Source organism: Methylobacterium sp. NPDC097929 (assembly GCF_049543375.1).
In the GTDB taxonomy this organism is placed as follows: domain Bacteria; phylum Pseudomonadota; class Alphaproteobacteria; order Rhizobiales; family Beijerinckiaceae; genus Methylobacterium.
On sequence record NZ_JBMVEP010000001.1, the window covers coordinates 1,686,847 to 1,705,139 of the forward strand.

Annotated in this window: 16 protein-coding genes; 13 read left to right on the plus strand and 3 right to left on the minus strand. The window is 70.2% G+C overall.

Translation table 11 applies throughout. From position 1 onward, the window contains the following. Positions 1-121 precede the first annotated feature (121 nt). Positions 122-352, plus strand: coding sequence for a DUF6894 family protein (locus ACPCJR_RS07935; protein WP_110352322.1), 231 nt, complete (start codon positions 122-124; stop codon positions 350-352). Positions 353-382: 30 nt separating this feature from the next. On the opposite strand, the gene ACPCJR_RS07940 is transcribed toward ACPCJR_RS07935, so the two are convergent. Beyond that, entirely contained in the window at positions 383-580 is a 198-nt protein-coding gene (locus ACPCJR_RS07940; RefSeq protein WP_391511249.1) for a hypothetical protein, read from the minus strand. A gap of 201 nt (positions 581-781) precedes the next feature. Next, positions 782-1,342: a TetR/AcrR family transcriptional regulator gene (locus tag ACPCJR_RS07945; RefSeq protein ID WP_391511248.1), complete on the minus strand. Its 561-nt coding sequence runs from the start codon at positions 1,340-1,342 to the stop codon at positions 782-784. Between the two features lie 283 nt (positions 1,343-1,625). Between ACPCJR_RS07945 and ACPCJR_RS07950 the strand changes: the two genes are divergently transcribed. From ACPCJR_RS07950 to ACPCJR_RS08005, 12 genes are all read left to right on the plus strand, one after another. Then, complete coding sequence (locus tag ACPCJR_RS07950; protein WP_391511247.1) at positions 1,626-2,792, plus strand: efflux RND transporter periplasmic adaptor subunit; 1,167 nt, start codon at positions 1,626-1,628, stop codon at positions 2,790-2,792. Further along, positions 2,789-3,919, plus strand: coding sequence for an efflux RND transporter periplasmic adaptor subunit (locus ACPCJR_RS07955; protein WP_391511246.1), 1,131 nt, complete (start codon positions 2,789-2,791; stop codon positions 3,917-3,919). Before ACPCJR_RS07950 ends, ACPCJR_RS07955 begins: the two co-directional genes overlap by 4 nt. A gap of 28 nt (positions 3,920-3,947) precedes the next feature. Next, a complete protein-coding gene (locus ACPCJR_RS07960) occupies positions 3,948-7,007 on the plus strand; it encodes an efflux RND transporter permease subunit (RefSeq protein ID WP_391511245.1) in 3,060 nt (1,019 codons plus the stop codon). Positions 7,008-7,301: 294 nt separating this feature from the next. Next, complete coding sequence (locus ACPCJR_RS07965) at positions 7,302-8,636, plus strand: MFS transporter (RefSeq protein ID WP_391511643.1); 1,335 nt, start codon at positions 7,302-7,304, stop codon at positions 8,634-8,636. A 79-nt stretch (positions 8,637-8,715) separates the two neighbouring features. Continuing rightward, complete coding sequence (gene cyoA / locus ACPCJR_RS07970; protein WP_391511244.1) at positions 8,716-9,915, plus strand: ubiquinol oxidase subunit II; 1,200 nt, start codon at positions 8,716-8,718, stop codon at positions 9,913-9,915. A gap of 37 nt (positions 9,916-9,952) precedes the next feature. After that, a complete protein-coding gene (cyoB, locus tag ACPCJR_RS07975) occupies positions 9,953-11,959 on the plus strand; it encodes a cytochrome o ubiquinol oxidase subunit I (RefSeq protein WP_391511243.1) in 2,007 nt (668 codons plus the stop codon). A gap of 5 nt (positions 11,960-11,964) precedes the next feature. Beyond that, on the plus strand, positions 11,965-12,600 hold the full coding sequence (gene cyoC, locus ACPCJR_RS07980) for a cytochrome o ubiquinol oxidase subunit III (protein WP_391511242.1): 636 nt from the start codon (positions 11,965-11,967) through the stop codon (positions 12,598-12,600). Beyond that, complete coding sequence (gene cyoD / locus ACPCJR_RS07985; protein WP_391511241.1) at positions 12,597-12,995, plus strand: cytochrome o ubiquinol oxidase subunit IV; 399 nt, start codon at positions 12,597-12,599, stop codon at positions 12,993-12,995. Before cyoC ends, cyoD begins: the two co-directional genes overlap by 4 nt. A gap of 64 nt (positions 12,996-13,059) precedes the next feature. Then, entirely contained in the window at positions 13,060-13,764 is a 705-nt protein-coding gene (locus ACPCJR_RS07990; RefSeq protein ID WP_391511642.1) for an SURF1 family protein, read from the plus strand. A 303-nt stretch (positions 13,765-14,067) separates the two neighbouring features. After that, a complete protein-coding gene (locus ACPCJR_RS07995) occupies positions 14,068-14,466 on the plus strand; it encodes a hypothetical protein (RefSeq protein ID WP_391511240.1) in 399 nt (132 codons plus the stop codon). A 308-nt stretch (positions 14,467-14,774) separates the two neighbouring features. Continuing rightward, entirely contained in the window at positions 14,775-15,488 is a 714-nt protein-coding gene (locus ACPCJR_RS08000) for a TVP38/TMEM64 family protein (RefSeq protein ID WP_391511239.1), read from the plus strand. After that, positions 15,485-17,047, plus strand: coding sequence for a phospholipase D-like domain-containing protein (locus tag ACPCJR_RS08005; protein WP_391511238.1), 1,563 nt, complete (start codon positions 15,485-15,487; stop codon positions 17,045-17,047). Before ACPCJR_RS08000 ends, ACPCJR_RS08005 begins: the two co-directional genes overlap by 4 nt. A gap of 174 nt (positions 17,048-17,221) precedes the next feature. Here the strand turns inward: ACPCJR_RS08005 and ACPCJR_RS08010 are convergent, their stop codons facing one another. Further along, entirely contained in the window at positions 17,222-18,277 is a 1,056-nt protein-coding gene (locus ACPCJR_RS08010; protein WP_391511237.1) for an asparaginase, read from the minus strand. Positions 18,278-18,293: the final 16 nt, after the last annotated feature.

An 18,293-nucleotide genomic window follows, 5' to 3' on the forward strand; every position in this document is an offset into this window, starting at 1 on the left:
TGTCGAGCGCGCGTTGATCTGTGGGGTGTGCCTCTGATCCGCGCCGAGCGGGCAGGGACCACGTCACGAAGAGGCCCGTCTTCGGTCGGGGCTGACCACCACCTCTCACGGCGCTTGCGTGATGCCGCGTTACTTCTTCGACATCAACGACGGCACCGATCTGAAGGATGAGGTGGGCCGCGAGATCCGGGAGCCCCTGGCTCTGCGCCGGGAGGCCCTGCGCGTCATGACCGCGCTGATGGCCGCCGAAGCCGAGGACAGCCAGGACTGCACCCTGGTCCTGACGGTGCGCAACGGGAACGGGGACAGCGTCATGACGATCCGGCTCGTCTGCCAGATCGACGACGGCTGATCCGGACGGCAACGACCCGGGGGCCGGCCCTCAGCGGCGGTCCGGCTCCTCCGCCGGGCCGGGGGGCGGGGCGTTGCCCTGCGAGGCCGGTCGTTCGCGGGTGAGATCGACCAGGATCATGTCGAGCAGGACGCGGAGCCGGTGGAAGCCCGAGGCCGGAAGCTTCGCCCGGGCGGCCGCGCAGAGCGTGGCAGCCTCGGCGATGGCATCGGCGTCGTTCGTTGGCATCGTCCTTCCCGATCCGAGCCTGTCGAGGGCGGCGGAGGCGCGTCATGCACGATCCAGCCGATTCGATCACGTCCCACGACGCACGAAATCACGCTGATCGAACATTTGTTGCCCCGATTCGGCTCCTCTGACGACGCGGCCGGACTGAATTTTCCATCACAATCTTGTGTACAACCGGCTTGGGCCGCGTGCCGCGCGGCGTCAGTCGAGATCCCGGGCCGCGCGCTCCAGGGCGCTCAGAAGCGGCTCGATCTCCGCCGCGTCGAGATTGTGGAAGCCGAGCGTGCGTCCCATCACGACGCCGAGGATCGCGAAGAACAGGGCCGCCCCGACGCCCGGCGCCCCCCGCGCGGCGTCGAACCGCTCCAGCCGCTCGGCCACGAAGGCGCGGTAGCCGGCCAGCGCCTCCGGATTCTCGGCCGAGGCGAGCAGGAGGGCGCGGGTGAAGTCGTCGTCCTCGCAGTAGCTGCGGCGCAGATGGGTAATCATGCCCAGCGCGAGCCCCGACGGCCCTGGCGGCTGCTCGGCCTCGCAGGCGGCGATGCCGGCGCGCAGATCCGCGAGCTTGCGCGCGACGAGGGCGAGGATCAGCGCGTCCTTCGAGCCGTAATGGTGCAGCACGCCGCCCTTGCTCAGGCCCGCTTCGGCGGCCACGGCGTCGATGGTCAGCCCCCGCGCTCCGCCCCGGAGCAGCACCGCACCGGCCGCGTCGAGAATCACCTCTGCACGGTCGTCGCGCCGGCTGCGCGTCTTCTGCGACATGAACGCTCCCGAAACGCCGCTTCCGGCCCAGTGTCTGGATACAAGATCCGAGGTGGTGCGCGAGAACATTGTCTTTTTCCGAAAGCCGGCGGCCACCTTTCGGGACGATACTCTAAGTTCCTGACGAGACGGGGGATTTCTCCGGCGGGTCCGGCGCACCGCCGCGCCGATACAGAAAAATACCGTCTGGACGGTCGGTAAGATACGCGATAGGCCTGCGCCGCGAAAGCCGCCCGCTGCGCCAAAGCCGCGTGCCTCGCCCCGTTGTCCGGAACCTCGGCCGATGTTCTCACGGCTCCGTCCCGCCGTTCTCCTCTCCGCCGCCCTGGCGGCCGTCTCGGGCGCCGCCGTTCTGACCGCTCTGCCCTTGAGCCGGCCGGCGGGCGCGCAGGCCCTTTCGGCGGTGCGCGCCGAGGCCCCGGCCGCCCTGCCGGAGGCGGACGACCCCTCCGTGGTGCTGGTGCGGGTGCGCGAGGCGCGCAAGGGTCCGGTCGCCTCGGACGTGGTGCTGACCGGCGACATTCAGGCCCAGGCCCAGACCAACGTCGCTTTCCGCACCAACGGCAAGGTCGCCGAGCGCCTTGTCGAGGTCGGCGACCACGTCACGGCCGACCAAGTGCTCGCCGTGCTGGAGCCGCTGGTGCAGCGGGCCAACCTCGACAACGCCCGCGCCGCCCTCGTCTCGGCGGAGGCGCAGCTCACCCAGGCCAAGGTCACCTTCGAGCGTCAGAAGCAGCTCATCAGCGGCGGCTACACCACGCGTCCGTCCTACGACAACGCCGAGCAGCAGCTGCGCACCTCCCAGGCCGCGGTCGATTCCGCCAAGGCGGCGCTCGGAACCGCCGAGGAGCAGCTCTCCTACACCGAGCTGCGCGCGGGCGTGCCCGGCATCGTGCTGAGCCGGACCTTCGAGGTGGGACAGGTGGTGCAGGCGGGCCAAGCGGTGATGGTGCTCGCCCAGGACGGGCCGCGGGACGCGGTGTTCAACGTCTACGAGGCCCTGACCGCCAACCCGCCCGGCGACAAGACGATCCACGTCACGCTCCAATCCGACCTCGCGGTGGGGGCGACGGGCTCCGTGCGCGAGATCTCGCCGACCGTGGATGCGTCGAGCGGCACCGTGCGGGTCAAGGTCGGGCTCGAGCACACGCCGCCCGCCATGTCGCTCGGCGCCGTGGTGATCGGCCGGGGCCGGTTCGCCTCCCGCGAGGCGGTGGTGCTGCCCTGGTCGGCGCTCTACCGCTCCGACGACCGGCCGGCGGTGTGGATCTACGATTCCGCCGCGCGCACCGTCTCGATCCGGACGATCGAGATCGACCGCTACGGCTCCAACGACATCGTGCTCAGGGGCGGCGTCGAGCCCGGCGAGAACGTGGTGGTGGCCGGCATCCAGTTCCTGCGTCCCGGCCAGCGGGTCGCCCTGGCCGCGCAAGGGGAGGGTGGACGATGAGGCCTGCGGCCGTTCCGGGCGCTTCCGCCCACATCCTCGCACCTGTCCTCGCCCTTGTGCTCGCCCCCGTTCTGGCGGCCTGCCAGCCCGCGCAGGAGGCCCCCCCGCCCCCCGTGCGGCCGGTGCTGACCACGCTCGCCAAGCCCACCGACAGCGAGGTCTTCGGCCCCTTCGCCGGCACGGTCGAGCCGCGCTACCAGTCCCAGCTCGGCTTCCAGATCGGCGGCCGCGTGGTGGCGCGCGACGTCACCGTCGGCGACGTCGTCAGACGAGGCCAGCGGCTCGCCGCCCTCGACCCGATCGTCTCGCGCTTCGATCTCAGCCGGGCCGAGGCGGAACTCGCCGACGCGAAGGCTCAGGCCGAGAACGCGACGGCCACCGAGGCGCGCACCCGGCGCCTGATCGAGGGCGGCAACGTGGCCCAGGCCCAGCTCGACGGGGCGGTGGCCCGGCGCGACACCGCCCAAGCCCGCCTCGCCCAGGCCGGCGCCAGCCTGCAGAAGGCCCGCGACCAGATCGGCTATACCGAGCTGCACGCCGATTTCGACGGCGTCGTCACCCAGCGGCTCGCCGAGATCGGGCAGGTGGTGAGCCCGGGGCAGGGGATCGTGACGCTGGCCCGGCCCGAGACCCGTGAGGCCGTGGTCGACATCCCCGAGACGCTGGCCGGCGCCATGCCGAAAGACGGGCTGTTCACGGTGGTGCTCCAGAGCGCGCCGGAGATCACCGCGCGGGGCCGGGTGCGCGAGGTCGCCCCCTTCGCCGAATCCGGCACCCGCACCCGCCGCGTGCGCCTGACGCTGGAGGAGCCCGGCCCCGCCTTCCGGCTCGGCGCGACCATCACCGTCTCCCTGGAGCGCCGCACCGAGGCCCGCATCAACCTGCCCGCCACCGCACTGCTCGAGGCCGACGGGCGCCGCTCGGTCTGGATCGTGCCGGGGGCGGGCGAGACGGGCGGCGAGCGGCGCGTCGAGCGCCGCGACGTCACCCTCGCCGAGGGCGGGCCGGACGGGGACGGGCGCATCGCCGTGCGCGCGGGGCTGAAGCCCGGCGAGCGGGTCGTGGTGGCGGGCGTCCACTCCCTGCGCGACGGCCAATCCGTGCGGCTGGCCGACGACCGGCCCTGAACGGCAGGTTCTGCGAGAGGTTTCGCGCGTGAAGGATTTCAACCTTTCCGACTGGGCGCTCGGCCACCGTTCGCTGGTCTGGTTCCTGATGCTCGTCTGCCTGGTGGCCGGGGTGATGGCCTATTCGCGGCTCGGCCGCGAGGAGGACCCGCCGTTTGCCATCAAGACCATGGTGGTCCAGGCGAGCTGGCCCGGTGCCACGATCAAGGACACCCTCGATCAGGTCACCGACCGGATCGAGAAGGAACTCCAGCAGATCAACGCCCTCGACTACGTCAGGAGCTACACCACGCCGGGCCAAGCGACGGTGTTCGTCCAGTTCCGCGACACGACGAAGAAGGAGGAGATCCAGCCCGCCTTCTACCAAGTGAGGAAGCGCCTGGGCGACATCGGGCACACCTTCCCCGAGGGCGTAAGGGGGCCGTCCTTCAACGACGAGTTCGGCGACGTCTACGGCAACGTCTACGCCTTCACCGCCGACGGCCTGACCCACCGGCAATTGCGCGACTACGTCGAGGGCGTGCGCACCGAGGTGCTCAAGGTGCCCAATATCGGCAAGACCCTGCTGATGGGCGTGCAGGGCGAGACGATCTATCTCGACTTCTCCACCCGCAAGCTCGCGGGCTACGGCATCGACATCCAGGCGCTGATCCGGGCGCTGCAATCGCAGAACGCGGTGGCCGCCTCGGGCGTGGTCCAGGCGGGGCCGGAGCGGGTCTCCCTGCGGGTGAGCGGCCAGTTCTCCTCCGAGGACTCGCTGCGCAACGTGAATCTCCGCTTCAACGACCGCTTCTTCCGCCTCGCGGACGTGGCCGAGATCTCCCGCGGCTACGAGGACCCGCCCGCCGCGATGTTCCGCGTCGGCGGCCGGCCGGCCATCGGGCTCGCCATCGCCATGCGTCCCAACGCCAACCTCCTGAAGTTCGGCGAAGACCTCAAGGAGCGCATGCGCGTCATCGAGGGCAAGCTGCCGATCGGCGTCGGCATCCACCTCGTCTCCGACCAGCCCAAGATCGTCGAGGAGGCGGTCGGCGGCTTCACCAAGGCCCTGGTCGAGGCGGTCGTGATCGTGCTGGTCGTGAGCTTCGTCAGCTTGGGGCTGCGCGCCGGGCTCGTGGTGGCGATCTCGATCCCGCTCGTGCTCGCCATCGTCTTCGTGGTCATGCAGGTGATGGGCGTCACGCTCCAGCGCATCTCGCTGGGCGCCCTCATCATCGCCCTGGGGCTGCTGGTCGACGACGCGATGATCACCGTCGAGATGATGGTGGCGCGGCTCGAACTCGGCGACAACCTCAAGAAGGCGGCGACCTTCGCCTACACCTCCACCGCCTTCCCGATGCTCACCGGCACCCTGGTGACCGTGGCGGGCTTTCTGCCGATCGGCTTCAACGGCTCCTCGGCGGGCGAGTACACCTACTCGCTCTTCGTCGTCATCGCCGCCTCGCTGCTGGTCTCCTGGGTGGTCGCGGTGCTGTTCGCGCCGCTGCTCGGCGTGACCATCCTGCCGAAGACCATGAAGCATCATGCGGAGCGGCAGGGCCTGTTCACCCGCGCCTTCATGGCGAGCTTGCGGGTGGCGATGCGGCTGCGCTGGATCACCGTCGTCGCCTGCGTCGTCCTGATGGGGCTGGCTGTCGTCGGGATGGGGCACGTGCAGCAGCAGTTCTTCCCCTCCTCCGACCGCTCCGAGGTGCTCGTCGACCTGACGCTGCCGCAGAACGCCACCATCGCCGAGACCCGGGCGCAGATGGACCGCTTCGAGGCGCATCTGAAGGACGATCCCGACATCGAGCGCTGGTCCTCCTACGTCGGCCAGGGCGCGGTGCGCTTCTACCTGCCGCTCGACCAGCAACTCGCCAACGCCTTCTTCGGCCAGATCGTGATCGTCACGCGGTCCCTGGAGGTCCGCGACGGGGTCGTCGCACGGCTGCAGAAGGTCGGCCGGCACGATTTCGTCGGCACCGACGTGCTGGTGCAGCCGCTCAATCTCGGCCCGCCCGTGGGCCGCCCGATCCAGTACCGCCTCTCGGGACCCGACGTGCAGGAGGTGCGCCGGCTCGGGCTCAAGCTCGCCGACGTGGTGGCGAGCGACAAGCGGCTGGCCGTGCCGACCTTCGACTGGAACGAGCCGGGCAAGGTGCTGCGCGTCGAGATCCTGCAGGACAAGGCGCGCCAGCTCGGCGTCACCAGCCAGGACATCGCCGGCATCCTCAACGGCGTCGTGGGCGGTCAGGCGATCACGCAGGTGCGCGATTCGATCTACCTCGTGAACGTGGTGGGGCGCGCCCGCACCGTGGAGCGCACCTCCCTCGACACGCTCCAGAGCCTTCAGGTCGCCCTTTCCAACGGCTCGGTCGTGCCGATCCTGGCCTTTGCCCGGATCGACTACGATCTGGAGCAGCCGATCGTCTGGCGCCGCGACCGGGTGCCGACGCTGACGGTGCGCGCCACCATCACCGACGCGACCCAGCCGCCCACCGTGGTCGCCGCGCTCCAGCCCGCCATCGACGCCTACGTCAAGGCGCTGCCGGAGGGCTACACCCTGGCCACCGGCGGCGCGGTCGAGGAGGCGGGCAAGGGTCAGGGGCCGATCGCCGCCGTGGTGCCGGTGATGCTGCTGGCCATGGCCTTCTTCCTGATGATCCAGCTCCAGAGCTTCCAGAAGCTGTTCCTGGTGTTCTCCGTCGCGCCGCTCGGCCTGATCGGCGTGGTCCCGGCCCTGCTGCTCTTCGACAAGCCGATGGGCTTCGTGGCGATCCTCGGCATCCTGGCGCTGATCGGCATCATCGTGCGCAACGCGGTGATCCTCGTGAGCCAGATCGAGGAATGCGAGGCCGAGGGGATGGAGCCCTGGGACGCCGTGGTCGAGGCCACGCGCCACCGCATGCGGCCGATCCTGCTCACGGCCGCAGCCGCCAGCCTCGGCCTGATCCCGATCGCCCGCGAGGTGTTCTGGGGCCCGATGGCCTACGCCATGATCGGCGGCATCCTCGCGGCGACCCTGCTGACGCTGCTGTTCCTGCCCGCGCTCTATGTCGGCTGGTACCGGATCAAGGCGCCGCGGCGGGAGCCGGCCGGAGGGCACTGAGCCGGCCGCGCGTCTCCCTGATGCTGCCCGCAGGGCGCGAGCGAGATTCGCGCCCTGCACGGACGCGTCGCTGTCCAATCTTGCGGCTTGGCGACATCATGCATTCCGTGCGCAACACAATGCTTTATATCCCGGGCGAACGCGTCAGATCTGCTTTCGTTGCATGGCCGGCCTGTGCCGCCTGTTGCGACGCCAAATACTCTTTGCGGATGTAAGCCCATCCGCTAGGCACGTGCCGAACGCCGCGCCAAGGTGGCGGCTTCGATGCACCCTCAGTCGAGCCGGCTGCCCGCGATGACCACCGACCACGCCACGGCCAATTCCCATCCCCTGGAGCGGGACGCGCAGGTGGCCATGAGCCACCACGACGTCAGTCCCAACGACATCGCGCTCGGCGTGGTGATCGGCCGGGCCTCGGAATATTTCGACTTCTTCGTGTTCGGCATCGCCTCGGTGCTGGTGTTCCCGAAGGTGTTCTTCCCCTTCGCCGATCCCCTCATGGGCACGCTCTACGCCTTCGCCATCTTCGCGCTGGCCTTCGTCGCCCGCCCGCTCGGGTCGATCTTCTTCATGTGGGTGCACAAGCGGCACGGGCGCGGGGTGAAGCTCACCGCCGCCCTGTTCCTGCTCGGCGGCTCCACCGCGGCGATCAGCTTCCTGCCGAGCTACAACTCGATCGGCGTCGTCGCCATCGAGCTGCTCGCGGTGCTGCGGGTCGCGCAGGGCTTCGCGCTCGGCGGCGCCTGGGACGGCATGGCCTCCCTGCTCGCCCTCAACGCTCCCCGGGAGCGCCGCGGCTGGTACGCGATGATCCCGCAGCTCGGCGCGCCCATCGGCTTCATGGTGGCGAGCGCCCTGTTCGCGTTCTTCTCCGTCAACCTCACGCCGGAAGACTTCATCGACTGGGGCTGGCGCTTCCCGTTCTTCTGCGCCTTCACCATCAACGTCGTGGCCCTGTTCGCGCGCCTGCGCCTCGTCGCCACTCCGGAATTCACCCGGCTCCTCGACAAGGGGCGCCTGGAGCCGGTCGGCATCGTCGATCTCGCCCGCCACCACGCCCTCGACGTGTGGATCGGCGCCTTCGTGCCGCTGGCGAGCTTCGCCCTGTTCCACCTCGTGACGATCTTCCCGATCGCCTGGCTCGCCCTGTCGAGCGAGCGCTCGGCGGGCGACTTCCTGATGGTGCAGTTCTCCGGCGCCATCATCTGCGCCGGCGCGGTGGCCGCCTCGGGCCTGATCGCCGACCAGATCGGGCGGCGCAACCTGCTCATCATCAGCGCCGGGCTCATCGCCGTGTTCGCCTGCGGCAGCATCCTGGCGCCGCTGATCTTCGGCGAGAACGCCATCGGCCAGACGATCTACGTCAATATCGGCTTCATGCTGCTCGGTCTGTCCTACGGCCAGACCGCGGGTGCCGTGACCTCGCGGCTCGGGGCGCGCTACCGCTATACCGGCGCGGCTCTGACCTCGGACCTCGCCTGGCTGTTCGGCGCGGGGTTCGCGCCGCTGGTGGTGCTGTACCTCTCGACGGCCTACGGGCTGGCCATGGTCGGCGTCTACCTGCTGTCGGGCGCCCTGGCGACGCTGCTCGCGCTGTATCTCGACCGTTCCGAGATGCGTCAGATGTGATGTGTCCGCTCCGCGGGGGCACCCGCGGGAGGAGACCCGAACCGTCGCCGCGCGGGACGAGACCCGCGCGGCCCTTGCGATGGAACGAAGATTCGTGGCCATGACCGCCCTCCGTCCGCCAAAGGCACGCGCGCTCTCCCGCGCTGCGGCCCCTTCCGTGGCACGCTCCCCGATCCGCTCCGCCTCCCGGCTCCTGCGGGGCCTCGTCCTGCTGCCCCTGTTCGGGCTTCTCGCCGGCTGCAACCTCGTGGTGATGCAGCCCTCCGGCGACATCGCCATGCAGCAGCGCAACCTCGTCCTGGCCTCGACGGGGCTGATGCTGCTCATCATCGTGCCGGTGATCGCGCTGACCCTGCTGTTCGCGTGGCGCTACCGCGCCTCGAACACGCAAGCCCGCCACGACCCCGACTGGGACCACTCGACCGGGCTCGAGGTGGTGATCTGGACTGCGCCGCTGATGATCATCATCGCGCTCGGCGCGCTGACCTGGATCAGCACCCACACCCTCGACCCGTTCCGGCCGCTCTCGCGCATCGAGCCGGGCAAGCCGGTGGCGGCGGACGTGAAGCCGCTGGAGGTGCAGGTCGTCGCCCTCGACTGGAAGTGGCTGTTCTTCATTCCCGAATACAACATCGCCACCGTCAACGAGCTGGCCGCGCCGGTGAACCGGCCGATCACCTTCAAGATCACCGCCTCCTCGGTGATGAACGCCTTCTACATCCCGGCTCTGGCCGGCATGATCTACGCCATGCCCGGCATGGAGACGAAGCTCCACGCGGTGATCAACCGGGCGGGCGCGTTCGACGGCCTGTCCTCGCACTACAGCGGCACCGGCTTCTCGCGCATGACGTTCAAGTTCCACGGGCTCGACGGCGACGGCTTCGACCAGTGGGTCGCCAAAGTGAAGCAGCAGGGTTCGGAACTGACCCGCGATGCCTATCTGGAACTGGAGCGCCCGAGCGAGCGGGTGCCCGTCACCTATTACGGCTCCTTCACCGACGGCCTGTTCGGCTCGATCGTCAACATGTGCGCCGTGCCCGGCAAGATGTGCATGCGCGAGATGATGACGATCGACGCCAAGGGCGGCGCCGGCAAGGACAGCCGCGAGAACGCCGCGCGGCTCCAGTACGACAACCGCCACACGGAGCGGGGCGACGAGGCGCCGGGCGCGACCACGCCCGCCTCGCACCGCGCGCCGAAGAGCGAAACGCCCGACGCCGACAAGACCCACGAGGGCAGCGGCCAGGGCCGCACTGCCCCCGACCAGACCAACAACTGATCCGTCGCCGCCCCGGATTCACGGACGAGTTCGACCCATGTTCTCAAACCCGGATCTGCAGAAGCTCCTGTTCGGGCGCCTCACCCTCGAGGACATCCCGTTCCACGAGCCGATCCTGCAAGTCACCTTCGCAGGCGTCGTGGTGGCCGGCATCGCCGTGCTCGCCACGATCACCTATTTCCGCTTCTGGGGTCCGCTCTGGCGCGACTGGCTGACCTCGGTCGATCACAAGAAGATCGGCATCATGTACGTCGTGCTGGCGCTCGTGATGCTGCTGCGGGGCTTTGCCGACGCGCTGCTGATGCGCTCGCAGCAGGCGATCGCCTTCGGCGCCAACGAGGGCTACCTGCCGCCGCACCACTACGACCAGATCTTCACCGCCCACGGCGTGATCATGATCTTCTTCGTGGCGATGCCCTTCGTCACGGGCCTGATGAACTACGTCGTGCCGCTGCAGATCGGCGCGCGCGACGTCGCCTTCCCCTTCCTCAACAACTTCTCCTTCTGGATGACGGTCTCCGGCGCCGTCACCGTGATGATCTCGCTCTTCATCGGCGAGTTCGCCCGCACCGGCTGGCTCGCCTACCCGCCGCTCTCGGGGGCCGACATGAGCCCGGGGGTCGGCGTCGACTACTACATCTGGGGCCTGCAGATCGCGGGCATCGGCACGACGCTCTCGGGCATCAACCTGATCGCGACCATCGTGAAGATGCGCGCGCCGGGCCTGTCCATGATGAAGATGCCGATCTTCACCTGGACCTCGCTGTGCACCAACGTGCTCATCGTCGCCGCCTTCCCGATCCTCGCCGCCGTTCTCGCGCTGCTGACCCTCGACCGCTACGTCGGCACGCACTTCTTCACGAACGACCTCGGCGGCAACCCGATGATGTACTTCAACCTCATCTGGATCTGGGGCCATCCGGAGGTCTACATCCTCATCCTGCCCGCCTTCGGCATCTTCTCCGAGGTGACCTCGACCTTCTCCGGCAAGCGCCTGTTCGGCTACACCTCGATGGTCTACGCGACCGTCGTCATCACGATCCTCTCCTACCTCGTGTGGCTGCACCACTTCTTCACGATGGGCTCGGGCGCCAACGTGAACTCGTTCTTCGGCCTCACGACGATGATCATCTCGATCCCGACGGGCGCCAAGATCTTCAACTGGCTGTTCACGATGTATCGCGGCCGGATCCGCTTCGACGTGCCGATGCTCTGGACGGTGAGCTTCATGGTCACCTTCACCATCGGCGGCATGACCGGCGTGCTGCTCGCCGTGCCCCCGGCCGACTTCGTGCTGCACAACTCGCTGTTCCTGATCGCGCACTTCCACAACGTGATCATCGGCGGCGTGCTGTTCGGCATGTTCGCCGGCGTGAACTACTGGTTCCCGAAGGCCTTCGGCTTCAAGCTCGACGAGTTCTGGGGCAAGGTCAGCTTCTGGTTCTGGACGATCGGCTTCTACGTCGCCTTCATGCCGCTCTACGTGCTGGGGCTCATGGGCGTCACCCGCCGCGTCCAGCACTTCGAGGACACCTCCCTGCAGCCGTGGTTCGTCGTCGCCGCCCTCGGTGCGGGCCTGATCGCGCTGGGCATCGGGGCGATGATCGTGCAGTTCGCCGTCTCGATCAAAAACCGCGAGGCGCTGCGCGACGTGACCGGCGATCCCTGGGGCGGCCGGACGCTCGAATGGGCCACCTCCTCGCCGCCGCCGGACTACAACTTCGCCTTCACGCCCGTGGTGCGCGGCCTCGACGCGTGGTGGGAGATGAAGGCCCGCGGCTTCCAGCGGCCGATGACCGGCTACAAGCCGATCCACATGCCCAAGAACACCGCCACCGGCGTGATCCTGGGCGTCATCAGCATCGCCTTCTCCTTCGCGATGATCTGGTACATCTGGTGGCTGGCGGCGCTTGCCTTCGCGGCGACGCTCGTCGTCTCGATCGTCCACACCTTCAACTACGACCGCGACTTCTACATCCCCGCCGACACGGTCGCCCGCACCGAGGCGCAGCGGACCGAGGCGCTGGCGGCGGTACGGGCCTGAGCACCATGGCATCTCACGCGACTCAAAGCCTGGGCGACGGCGCGGACGCGCCCGTCTTCCTCGACCTCGAAGGCGAGCATCACCCGGAAGGGAGCACGATGCTCGGCTTCTGGATCTACCTGATGAGCGACTGCCTCATCTTCGCGGTGCTGTTCGCCACCTACGCCGTGCTCGGCCGCAACTACGCGGCCGGGCCCGCCCCCAAGGACCTGTTCGACCTGTCCCTGGTGGCGGTGAACACGTCGATGCTGCTGTTCTCCTCCATCACCTACGGCTTCGCCATGCTGGAGATGGCCAAGGACAACATCGCCCGGACGCAGCTCTGGCTCGCGGTGACCGGCCTGTTCGGCGCGGCCTTCGTCGGGCTCGAACTCTACGAGTTCGCGCACCTGATCCACGAGGGCGCCACGCCCCAGCGCAGCGCCTTCCTGTCCTCGTTCTACACCCTGGTCGGAACCCACGGCCTGCACGTCACCTTCGGCATCATCTGGCTCGTGATCCTGATGATCCAGGTGCGCCAGCGCGGGCTGATCGCCGAGAACCAGCGCCGGCTGATGTGCCTGTCGATGTTCTGGCACTTCCTCGACGTCATCTGGATCGGCGTCTTCACCTTCGTTTACCTGATGGGAGTCCTGCAATGAGCGGGGCAGCGCACGCCGACGACCACGGCCATGGCCATGCGCATGGTCACGGGCAGGACGCCCACGGCCACGGCTCGTTCAAGGACTACGTGACGGGCTTCGTCCTGTCCGTCATCCTGACCGCGATCCCGTTCTGGCTGGTGATGGGCGACGTTCTCGGCGACAAGCTCGTCACGAGCGTCGTCGTCCTCGGACTGGCCGTGGTGCAGATCGTGGTCCACATGATCTACTTCCTGCACATGAACACGAAGTCGGAGGGCGGCTGGACCTTCCTGGCGCTGATCTTCACGATCACCATCGTGGTCATCACGCTGTGCGGCTCGATCTGGGTCATGCACCACCTGAACACCAACATGATGCCGACCTCCGTCGAGGACATGCGCCACGCCCCCTGACCCCTCGCCCGACCCCTCCATCCCCGGGCGGGGACGCTCGCTCCTCGCCCGGATCCTGCTGGTGCTGGCGGGGTTCGCCGTCACGGGCGTGTTCCTCGCGCTGGGCACCTGGCAGCTTGAGCGCCGGGTCTGGAAGCTCGACCTGATCGCCCGCGTGGACGCCCGCATCCACGCCGAGCCCGTCGCCGCACCGGGGCCGCAGGAATGGCCCGGCCTCACCGCGGCCTCCGCCGAGTATCGCCGGGTCCGGCTGACGGGCCGCTTCCTCCATGACCGGGCGACCCTCGTCCAGGCGCTCACCGAGCGCGGCGCCGGCTTCTGGGTGCTCGTGCCGCTGGTCACGGATCGCGGCGTCACCGTCCTCGTCAACCGCGGCTTCGTGCCGGGCGAGGCTCGCACCCGCGCCGCCCGCGCGGCGGGCGAGCCGGAGGGCAGGGTGACGGTGACCGGCCTGCTGCGCCTGTCCGAGCCCGGCGGCGGCTTCCTGCGCGCGAACGATCCGGGGGCCGAGCGCTGGTTCTCCCGCGACGTCGCAGCCATCGCCGCCGCCAGAGGGCTCGACCGGGAGCGCGAGCCGGAGGGCGCCGTCGCACCCTACTTCGTGGATGCCGATGCCGCGCCCAATCCCGGCGGCCTGCCGGTCGGCGGCCTCACGGTCGTGGCCTTCCCCAACACGCACCTCGTCTACGCGCTGACATGGTACGCCCTGGCGCTGATGAGCGCCGGCGCCCTCGTCTACGCTCTGCGCCGCCCGAACCCCGCGCGGTAGGCGGGCGGGACGCCTTGCGGCTCCGCGCACGGGACGGGGCAAGCAAGGGCTGGCGGGAGCCTCATGGAAAAGTGATTTCCGATGGGCGGAATCGCGCAAGCGATGGCCGACACAGAGTATTCGCAGTTGTGCTTGCTTCGGATTCATATCGAGGCAAGACTGTTTTCCACCGATTCGGGCGCGGGAGGGATCTGCCGCGGCCGTGCCGGTCTTTGTGCCCGGGAGACCGGCGCCCGTCGCGCCGGCTGGAATCGAGGATCGCGGCGCATCCGCGCCGTCCGCCATCGAGCGAGCGGAGCCGCCATGCAGGGGCCTGCAGGAGATGTTTCCACCGGCCCGGCAGGGCTGGGCGCGGCGCGTTCGGTGCCGGAACCGCTCGTCGGGCTGCTCGTCGCCATGGACGGCACGCTCGCCGCGTTGGCGGGGGAGGGCGGCGGCCGTAACGAGCTGCACGCCCTGCGCAACCATCTCTCCGACCTCTGCGTGCTGACCGAGGAGACGCCGCCGATCCGGCGGGCGGTCGACCGCCTCGTCGCGGCCGGGGATCGTCTCGGCGAGGCGGTGATCCCCGCGCGCGGCGCCGCGTGCCGCTGGCGCAGCCCCCGCCTGGGTAAGGCCCGCCAAGCGCTGGCCTCCCTCGAACGCGCTCTCGCCGGCGCGCGCCCGAGCCGGATCGCGGCGCGGCTCGACCGGGACTGGTAGGGGCGGAACCGGTCGAGGACGGAGCGCCCGGCCCTCGCTCCGGGACCGTGCCGCCGGGGTGCACCGCCCTTCCGGTGCAGAACGGCGACGCTTCCCGGGAACGGATGGGCCGGCCGGCGGTTTGCGCTCGCGTCCGGCAAACGCCTTCCGTCCCCTTCGCGCCCGAGCCTTCGATGGACATCACCCGCCGCTCGGCCAGCCCGTCGGCCCAAGCCGAGTCCGAGCGAGCTGAATCCAGTAGAGCCGAACCCGAGGGGGGCAGGGGAGCCGGGTCGGCCGCAACCCGATCGATCGGGAGCTGGGCGGCCATGGCCGCGGCGGCCGCCCTCGCGGTGGCGGCGTGGCACTTCCTGCCGATCGAGAATTGGCTGCGTGCCTTCTCCGCCTGGGCCAACGGCCTCGGTCCCTACGGGCTCTTCGCCTTCGGCGTGCTGTTCTTCGTCGCGACGCTCCTCGTCATCCCGGGCACGCCGCTGACCATCGCCGGCGCCGTGGCCTTCGGCTGGGCGGTGATGCCGGTGGTGCTGCTGGCCGCGACGCTGGGCTCCTGGCTCGCCTTCGCGGCGGCGCGCCACCTGTTCCGGGACCGGGTGCGCGCGCTCATCGAGCGCCGGCCCAAGCTCAAGGCCACCGTCGAGGCGGTGGGCGACGGCGGCTGGCGGCTCATGACCCTGATGCGGCTGAGCCCCTTCGTGCCGTTCAACGCGCAGAACTACGCCCTCGGGGTGACGGAGGTCGGCGCGGGCGCCTATCTCGTCTCGACGGTGATCGGCATGCTGCCGGGCACGGTGGTCTGCGTCTATCTCGGGGTGATCGGCCGCCACGCGGGCAGCGACGAGCCGACCCATTGGATCACCCTCGGCCTCGGGCTCGTCGCCACCGTGGCGGCGGTGGAGCTGACCCGGCGGCGGGTGCGGGCCAAGCTCGAAGCGGGCAAGCCGGTGGGCAAGAAGGGGTCGGGCGAGGCGGCGGGCAAGCCGGTGGGCAGGCTCGAGACGGGAAAGGCTGGCGCGGGCGCATGAGGATGGATTTCGCGGGCGGGCAGGGCGTGTCCGAGGGCCGGCAACCGGCGCCGGCGCAGACCTGGCTGCAGCCGGGGCTGACCTGCTGGCGGCGGGAGCGGGCGGGGCGCGTCGCCGTGCTCCACGACGGCGCCGCCTACTTCGCCGCCGCCCGGGCCGCGCTCCTGCGGGCGCGCCGCCACGTCACCCTGATCGGCTGGAGCTTCGACCCGCGGGTGCGCCTGCTGCCAGCGGCCTCCGACCCGGAGGCGGGCCAGACCCTGGCCGAGCTGCTGCGCGCCCTGAAGGCCGAGCGGCCGGATCTCGCCATCCGCATCCTGATCTGGGACATGCCCTGGCCGATCTCGGCCGGCAACGACCACACTCCGCAGACGGTGCGCGAGAGCCTCGGGCCGGAGATCGACTTCCGCATCGACGGCACGCTGCCCTTCGGCGCCTGCCAGCACCAGAAGATCCTGGTGATCGACGATGCGATCGCCTTCTGCGGCGGCAGCGACTTCGAGGTGAACCGCTGGGACACCCCCGCCCACCGCGACCGCGATCCCCGCCGCCGCCTGCCCTCCGGCGAGGACTACCCGCCGCGCCACGACGTGATGATGCTGGTCGACGGCCCCGCCGCCGGGGCGCTCGCCGAGCTCGCCCGCGAGCGCTGGCGCCGGGCCACCGGCGAGAGCATCGCCCCGGACGGCGCCGCAGCTGCCGATCCGGAACACGATCCCTGGCCCGAAACCCTCGCGCCGCACCTCACCGACGCGACGGTGGCGGTCTCGCGCACCGATCCGCCGCTGGCCGGGCGCCCGGCGGTCACCGAGAGCGCCGCGCTCACCCTCGCCGCGATCCGCGGGGCGCAGCGCTTTATCTACCTGGAGAACCAGTACCTGACCTCGCCCGTCGTGGCGCGGGCCCTGGCCGACCGGCTCAGGGAGCCCGAGGGGCCGGAGATCGTGATCGTGCTCTCGGAGCGCAGCCCGAGCGGCTTCGACCGCCTGACCATGGACGGCGCCCGCCGCGGCCTGATCGTGGGCTTGCGCCGCGCCGACCGTCACGGGCGCCTGCGGATCGTGGCGCCGCACACGCAGAAGGGCCGGCCGATCCTCGTCCATTCCAAGGTGGCGATCATCGACGAGCGCCTGCTCCGGGTCGGCTCGACCAACCTCAACAACCGCTCCTTCGGCTACGACACCGAGTGCGACCTCGCGCTGGAGGTGCCCGCGGACGATGTCCGGGGCCGCGCCGCCCTGCGCCGGCTGCTCTACGGGCTGCTCGCCCATCACGGCGGCTGCCCGCCCGAGGTGTTCGCCCAGGCCGTGGAGGCGCGCGGCTCCCTGCGCGCGGCGCTCGACTCCGACCTGATGCCGGGCTCGCGGCTCTGCCCGATCGTCCCCTCCCGCCGCGGCCCCGTCGCCCGCCTCGTCGAGGCCTTCCATCTCGGCGACCCGGCGAGCCTCGCCGACGCGTGGCGCCCCTGGCGCCGCCGGGCGGTCCTGCGCCGCGCCGGGAGCGGGGATTTTTCGGCGTTCGAGCCGGCCTCGCGGGGTGAGGCCCTGGGCGCTTCCTGATCCGCGCGATCTGCCTGATCGGCTCGCATCCTCTCCCATCATCGCGAGGCGAAGCCATCCCGCGCTTCGCACGATCCGGAGATGTCGCGCCGCTGGATCGCTTCGCTGACGCTCGCGACGATGGTAGAAGGCGGCACTCGCTCGAGATGCCCCCTTCAGCCGCCGGCGGCGCGCCTACTTGTCGAAGACGCGCTGCAGGCTCGCCTGATCCTTGCCCGCCGAGAGGGCGAGCAGGGCGAGGATGCGCGCCTTGTCCGGGGTGAGGTCGCCCGCGAAGACCGCGCCGGCCTTGCGCAGGGTGCTGCCGCCGCCCTTGAAGCCGTAGACCGGCAGGGCCCGGCCGTCATAGACCTTGGTCGCCACGATCACCGGCACGCCCTTGGCGATCGCCTCGGCGATGGCGTCGTGCATCTCGGCGTTGACGTTGCCCCAGCCATAGGCCTCGACCACGATCGCCTCGGCCCCGCTCCCGGCGGCGTGCCGCACCTGGGAGCCGTCCGCGCCGGCATACATCGCCACGAGATCGACCCGCGGCATGCGCTCGGGCAGCGGCAGGGTCTGGCGCCGCAGGGAGCGGCGGCCGAACACCACGCGGTCCTCGTCCACGGTGCCCAGGATCCCGGCATCGCCCGAGTTGAAGGTCTCGACGTTGCTCGTGTGCGTCTTGCGCACCTCGCGCGCCGCGTTGATGCGGTGGTTGAGCGTCACCGTCACGCCCTGGCCCGCCGCGCCGTCGGCCAGGATCTGGCGCGCCGCGTTCAGGAGGTTGCGCGGGCCGTCCGCATCCGCGTCGGAGGCGTTGCGCTGGGCCCCCACCAGCACCACCGGCTTGTCGCTCTTGAGCGTCAGGTCGAGGAAGTAGGCGGTCTGGTCGAGGGTGTCGGTGCCGTGCAGGACGATCGCCCCGCGGATGCCGGGATCGGCCAGCAACGCGTCGATCCGCTGGGACAGGGCGGGCCAGCGGTCCGGGCCCATATAGTCGCTCGGTACGTTGCTGAACTCGGTCACCTCGATGGTGGCGATGTCCTTGAGCTTCGGCACCGCCGCGACGAGATCCTCGCCCGACAGGGCCGGGACCGGCGCGTGGGTGGTGGGATCGAGCTTCATGGCGATGGTGCCGCCGGTCGCGACCACGGCGATCCGCGGCGGCTCGGCGCGGGCCGGATCGACCGCGAGGAGGGCGAGGGCGCCCAGCCCCAGCGCGGTGAGGTGTTTTGGGATGATCGTCATCTCTCGGAGCCGCGTC

Bases quoted from the DNA above. Each gene is read 5' to 3' on its own strand.
- ACPCJR_RS07940 (WP_391511249.1), bottom strand. From the start codon at position 580: ATGCCAACGAACGACGCCGATGCCATCGCCGAGGCTGCCACGCTCTGC.
- cyoB (WP_391511243.1), top strand. From the start codon at position 9,953: ATGTTCTCAAACCCGGATCTGCAGAAGCTCCTGTTCGGGCGCCTCACC.
- ACPCJR_RS07950 (WP_391511247.1), top strand. From the start codon at position 1,626: ATGTTCTCACGGCTCCGTCCCGCCGTTCTCCTCTCCGCCGCCCTGGCG.
- cyoD (WP_391511241.1), top strand. From the start codon at position 12,597: ATGAGCGGGGCAGCGCACGCCGACGACCACGGCCATGGCCATGCGCAT.
- cyoC (WP_391511242.1), top strand. From the start codon at position 11,965: ATGGCATCTCACGCGACTCAAAGCCTGGGCGACGGCGCGGACGCGCCC.
- ACPCJR_RS08000 (WP_391511239.1), top strand. From the start codon at position 14,775: ATGGCCGCGGCGGCCGCCCTCGCGGTGGCGGCGTGGCACTTCCTGCCG.
- ACPCJR_RS07965 (WP_391511643.1), top strand. From the start codon at position 7,302: ATGACCACCGACCACGCCACGGCCAATTCCCATCCCCTGGAGCGGGAC.
- ACPCJR_RS07955 (WP_391511246.1), top strand. From the start codon at position 2,789: ATGAGGCCTGCGGCCGTTCCGGGCGCTTCCGCCCACATCCTCGCACCT.
- ACPCJR_RS08005 (WP_391511238.1), top strand. From the start codon at position 15,485: ATGAGGATGGATTTCGCGGGCGGGCAGGGCGTGTCCGAGGGCCGGCAA.
- cyoA (WP_391511244.1), top strand. From the start codon at position 8,716: ATGGAACGAAGATTCGTGGCCATGACCGCCCTCCGTCCGCCAAAGGCA.
- ACPCJR_RS07935 (WP_110352322.1), top strand. From the start codon at position 122: ATGCCGCGTTACTTCTTCGACATCAACGACGGCACCGATCTGAAGGAT.
- ACPCJR_RS07995 (WP_391511240.1), top strand. From the start codon at position 14,068: ATGCAGGGGCCTGCAGGAGATGTTTCCACCGGCCCGGCAGGGCTGGGC.
- ACPCJR_RS08010 (WP_391511237.1), bottom strand. From the start codon at position 18,277: ATGACGATCATCCCAAAACACCTCACCGCGCTGGGGCTGGGCGCCCTC.
- ACPCJR_RS07945 (WP_391511248.1), bottom strand. From the start codon at position 1,342: ATGTCGCAGAAGACGCGCAGCCGGCGCGACGACCGTGCAGAGGTGATT.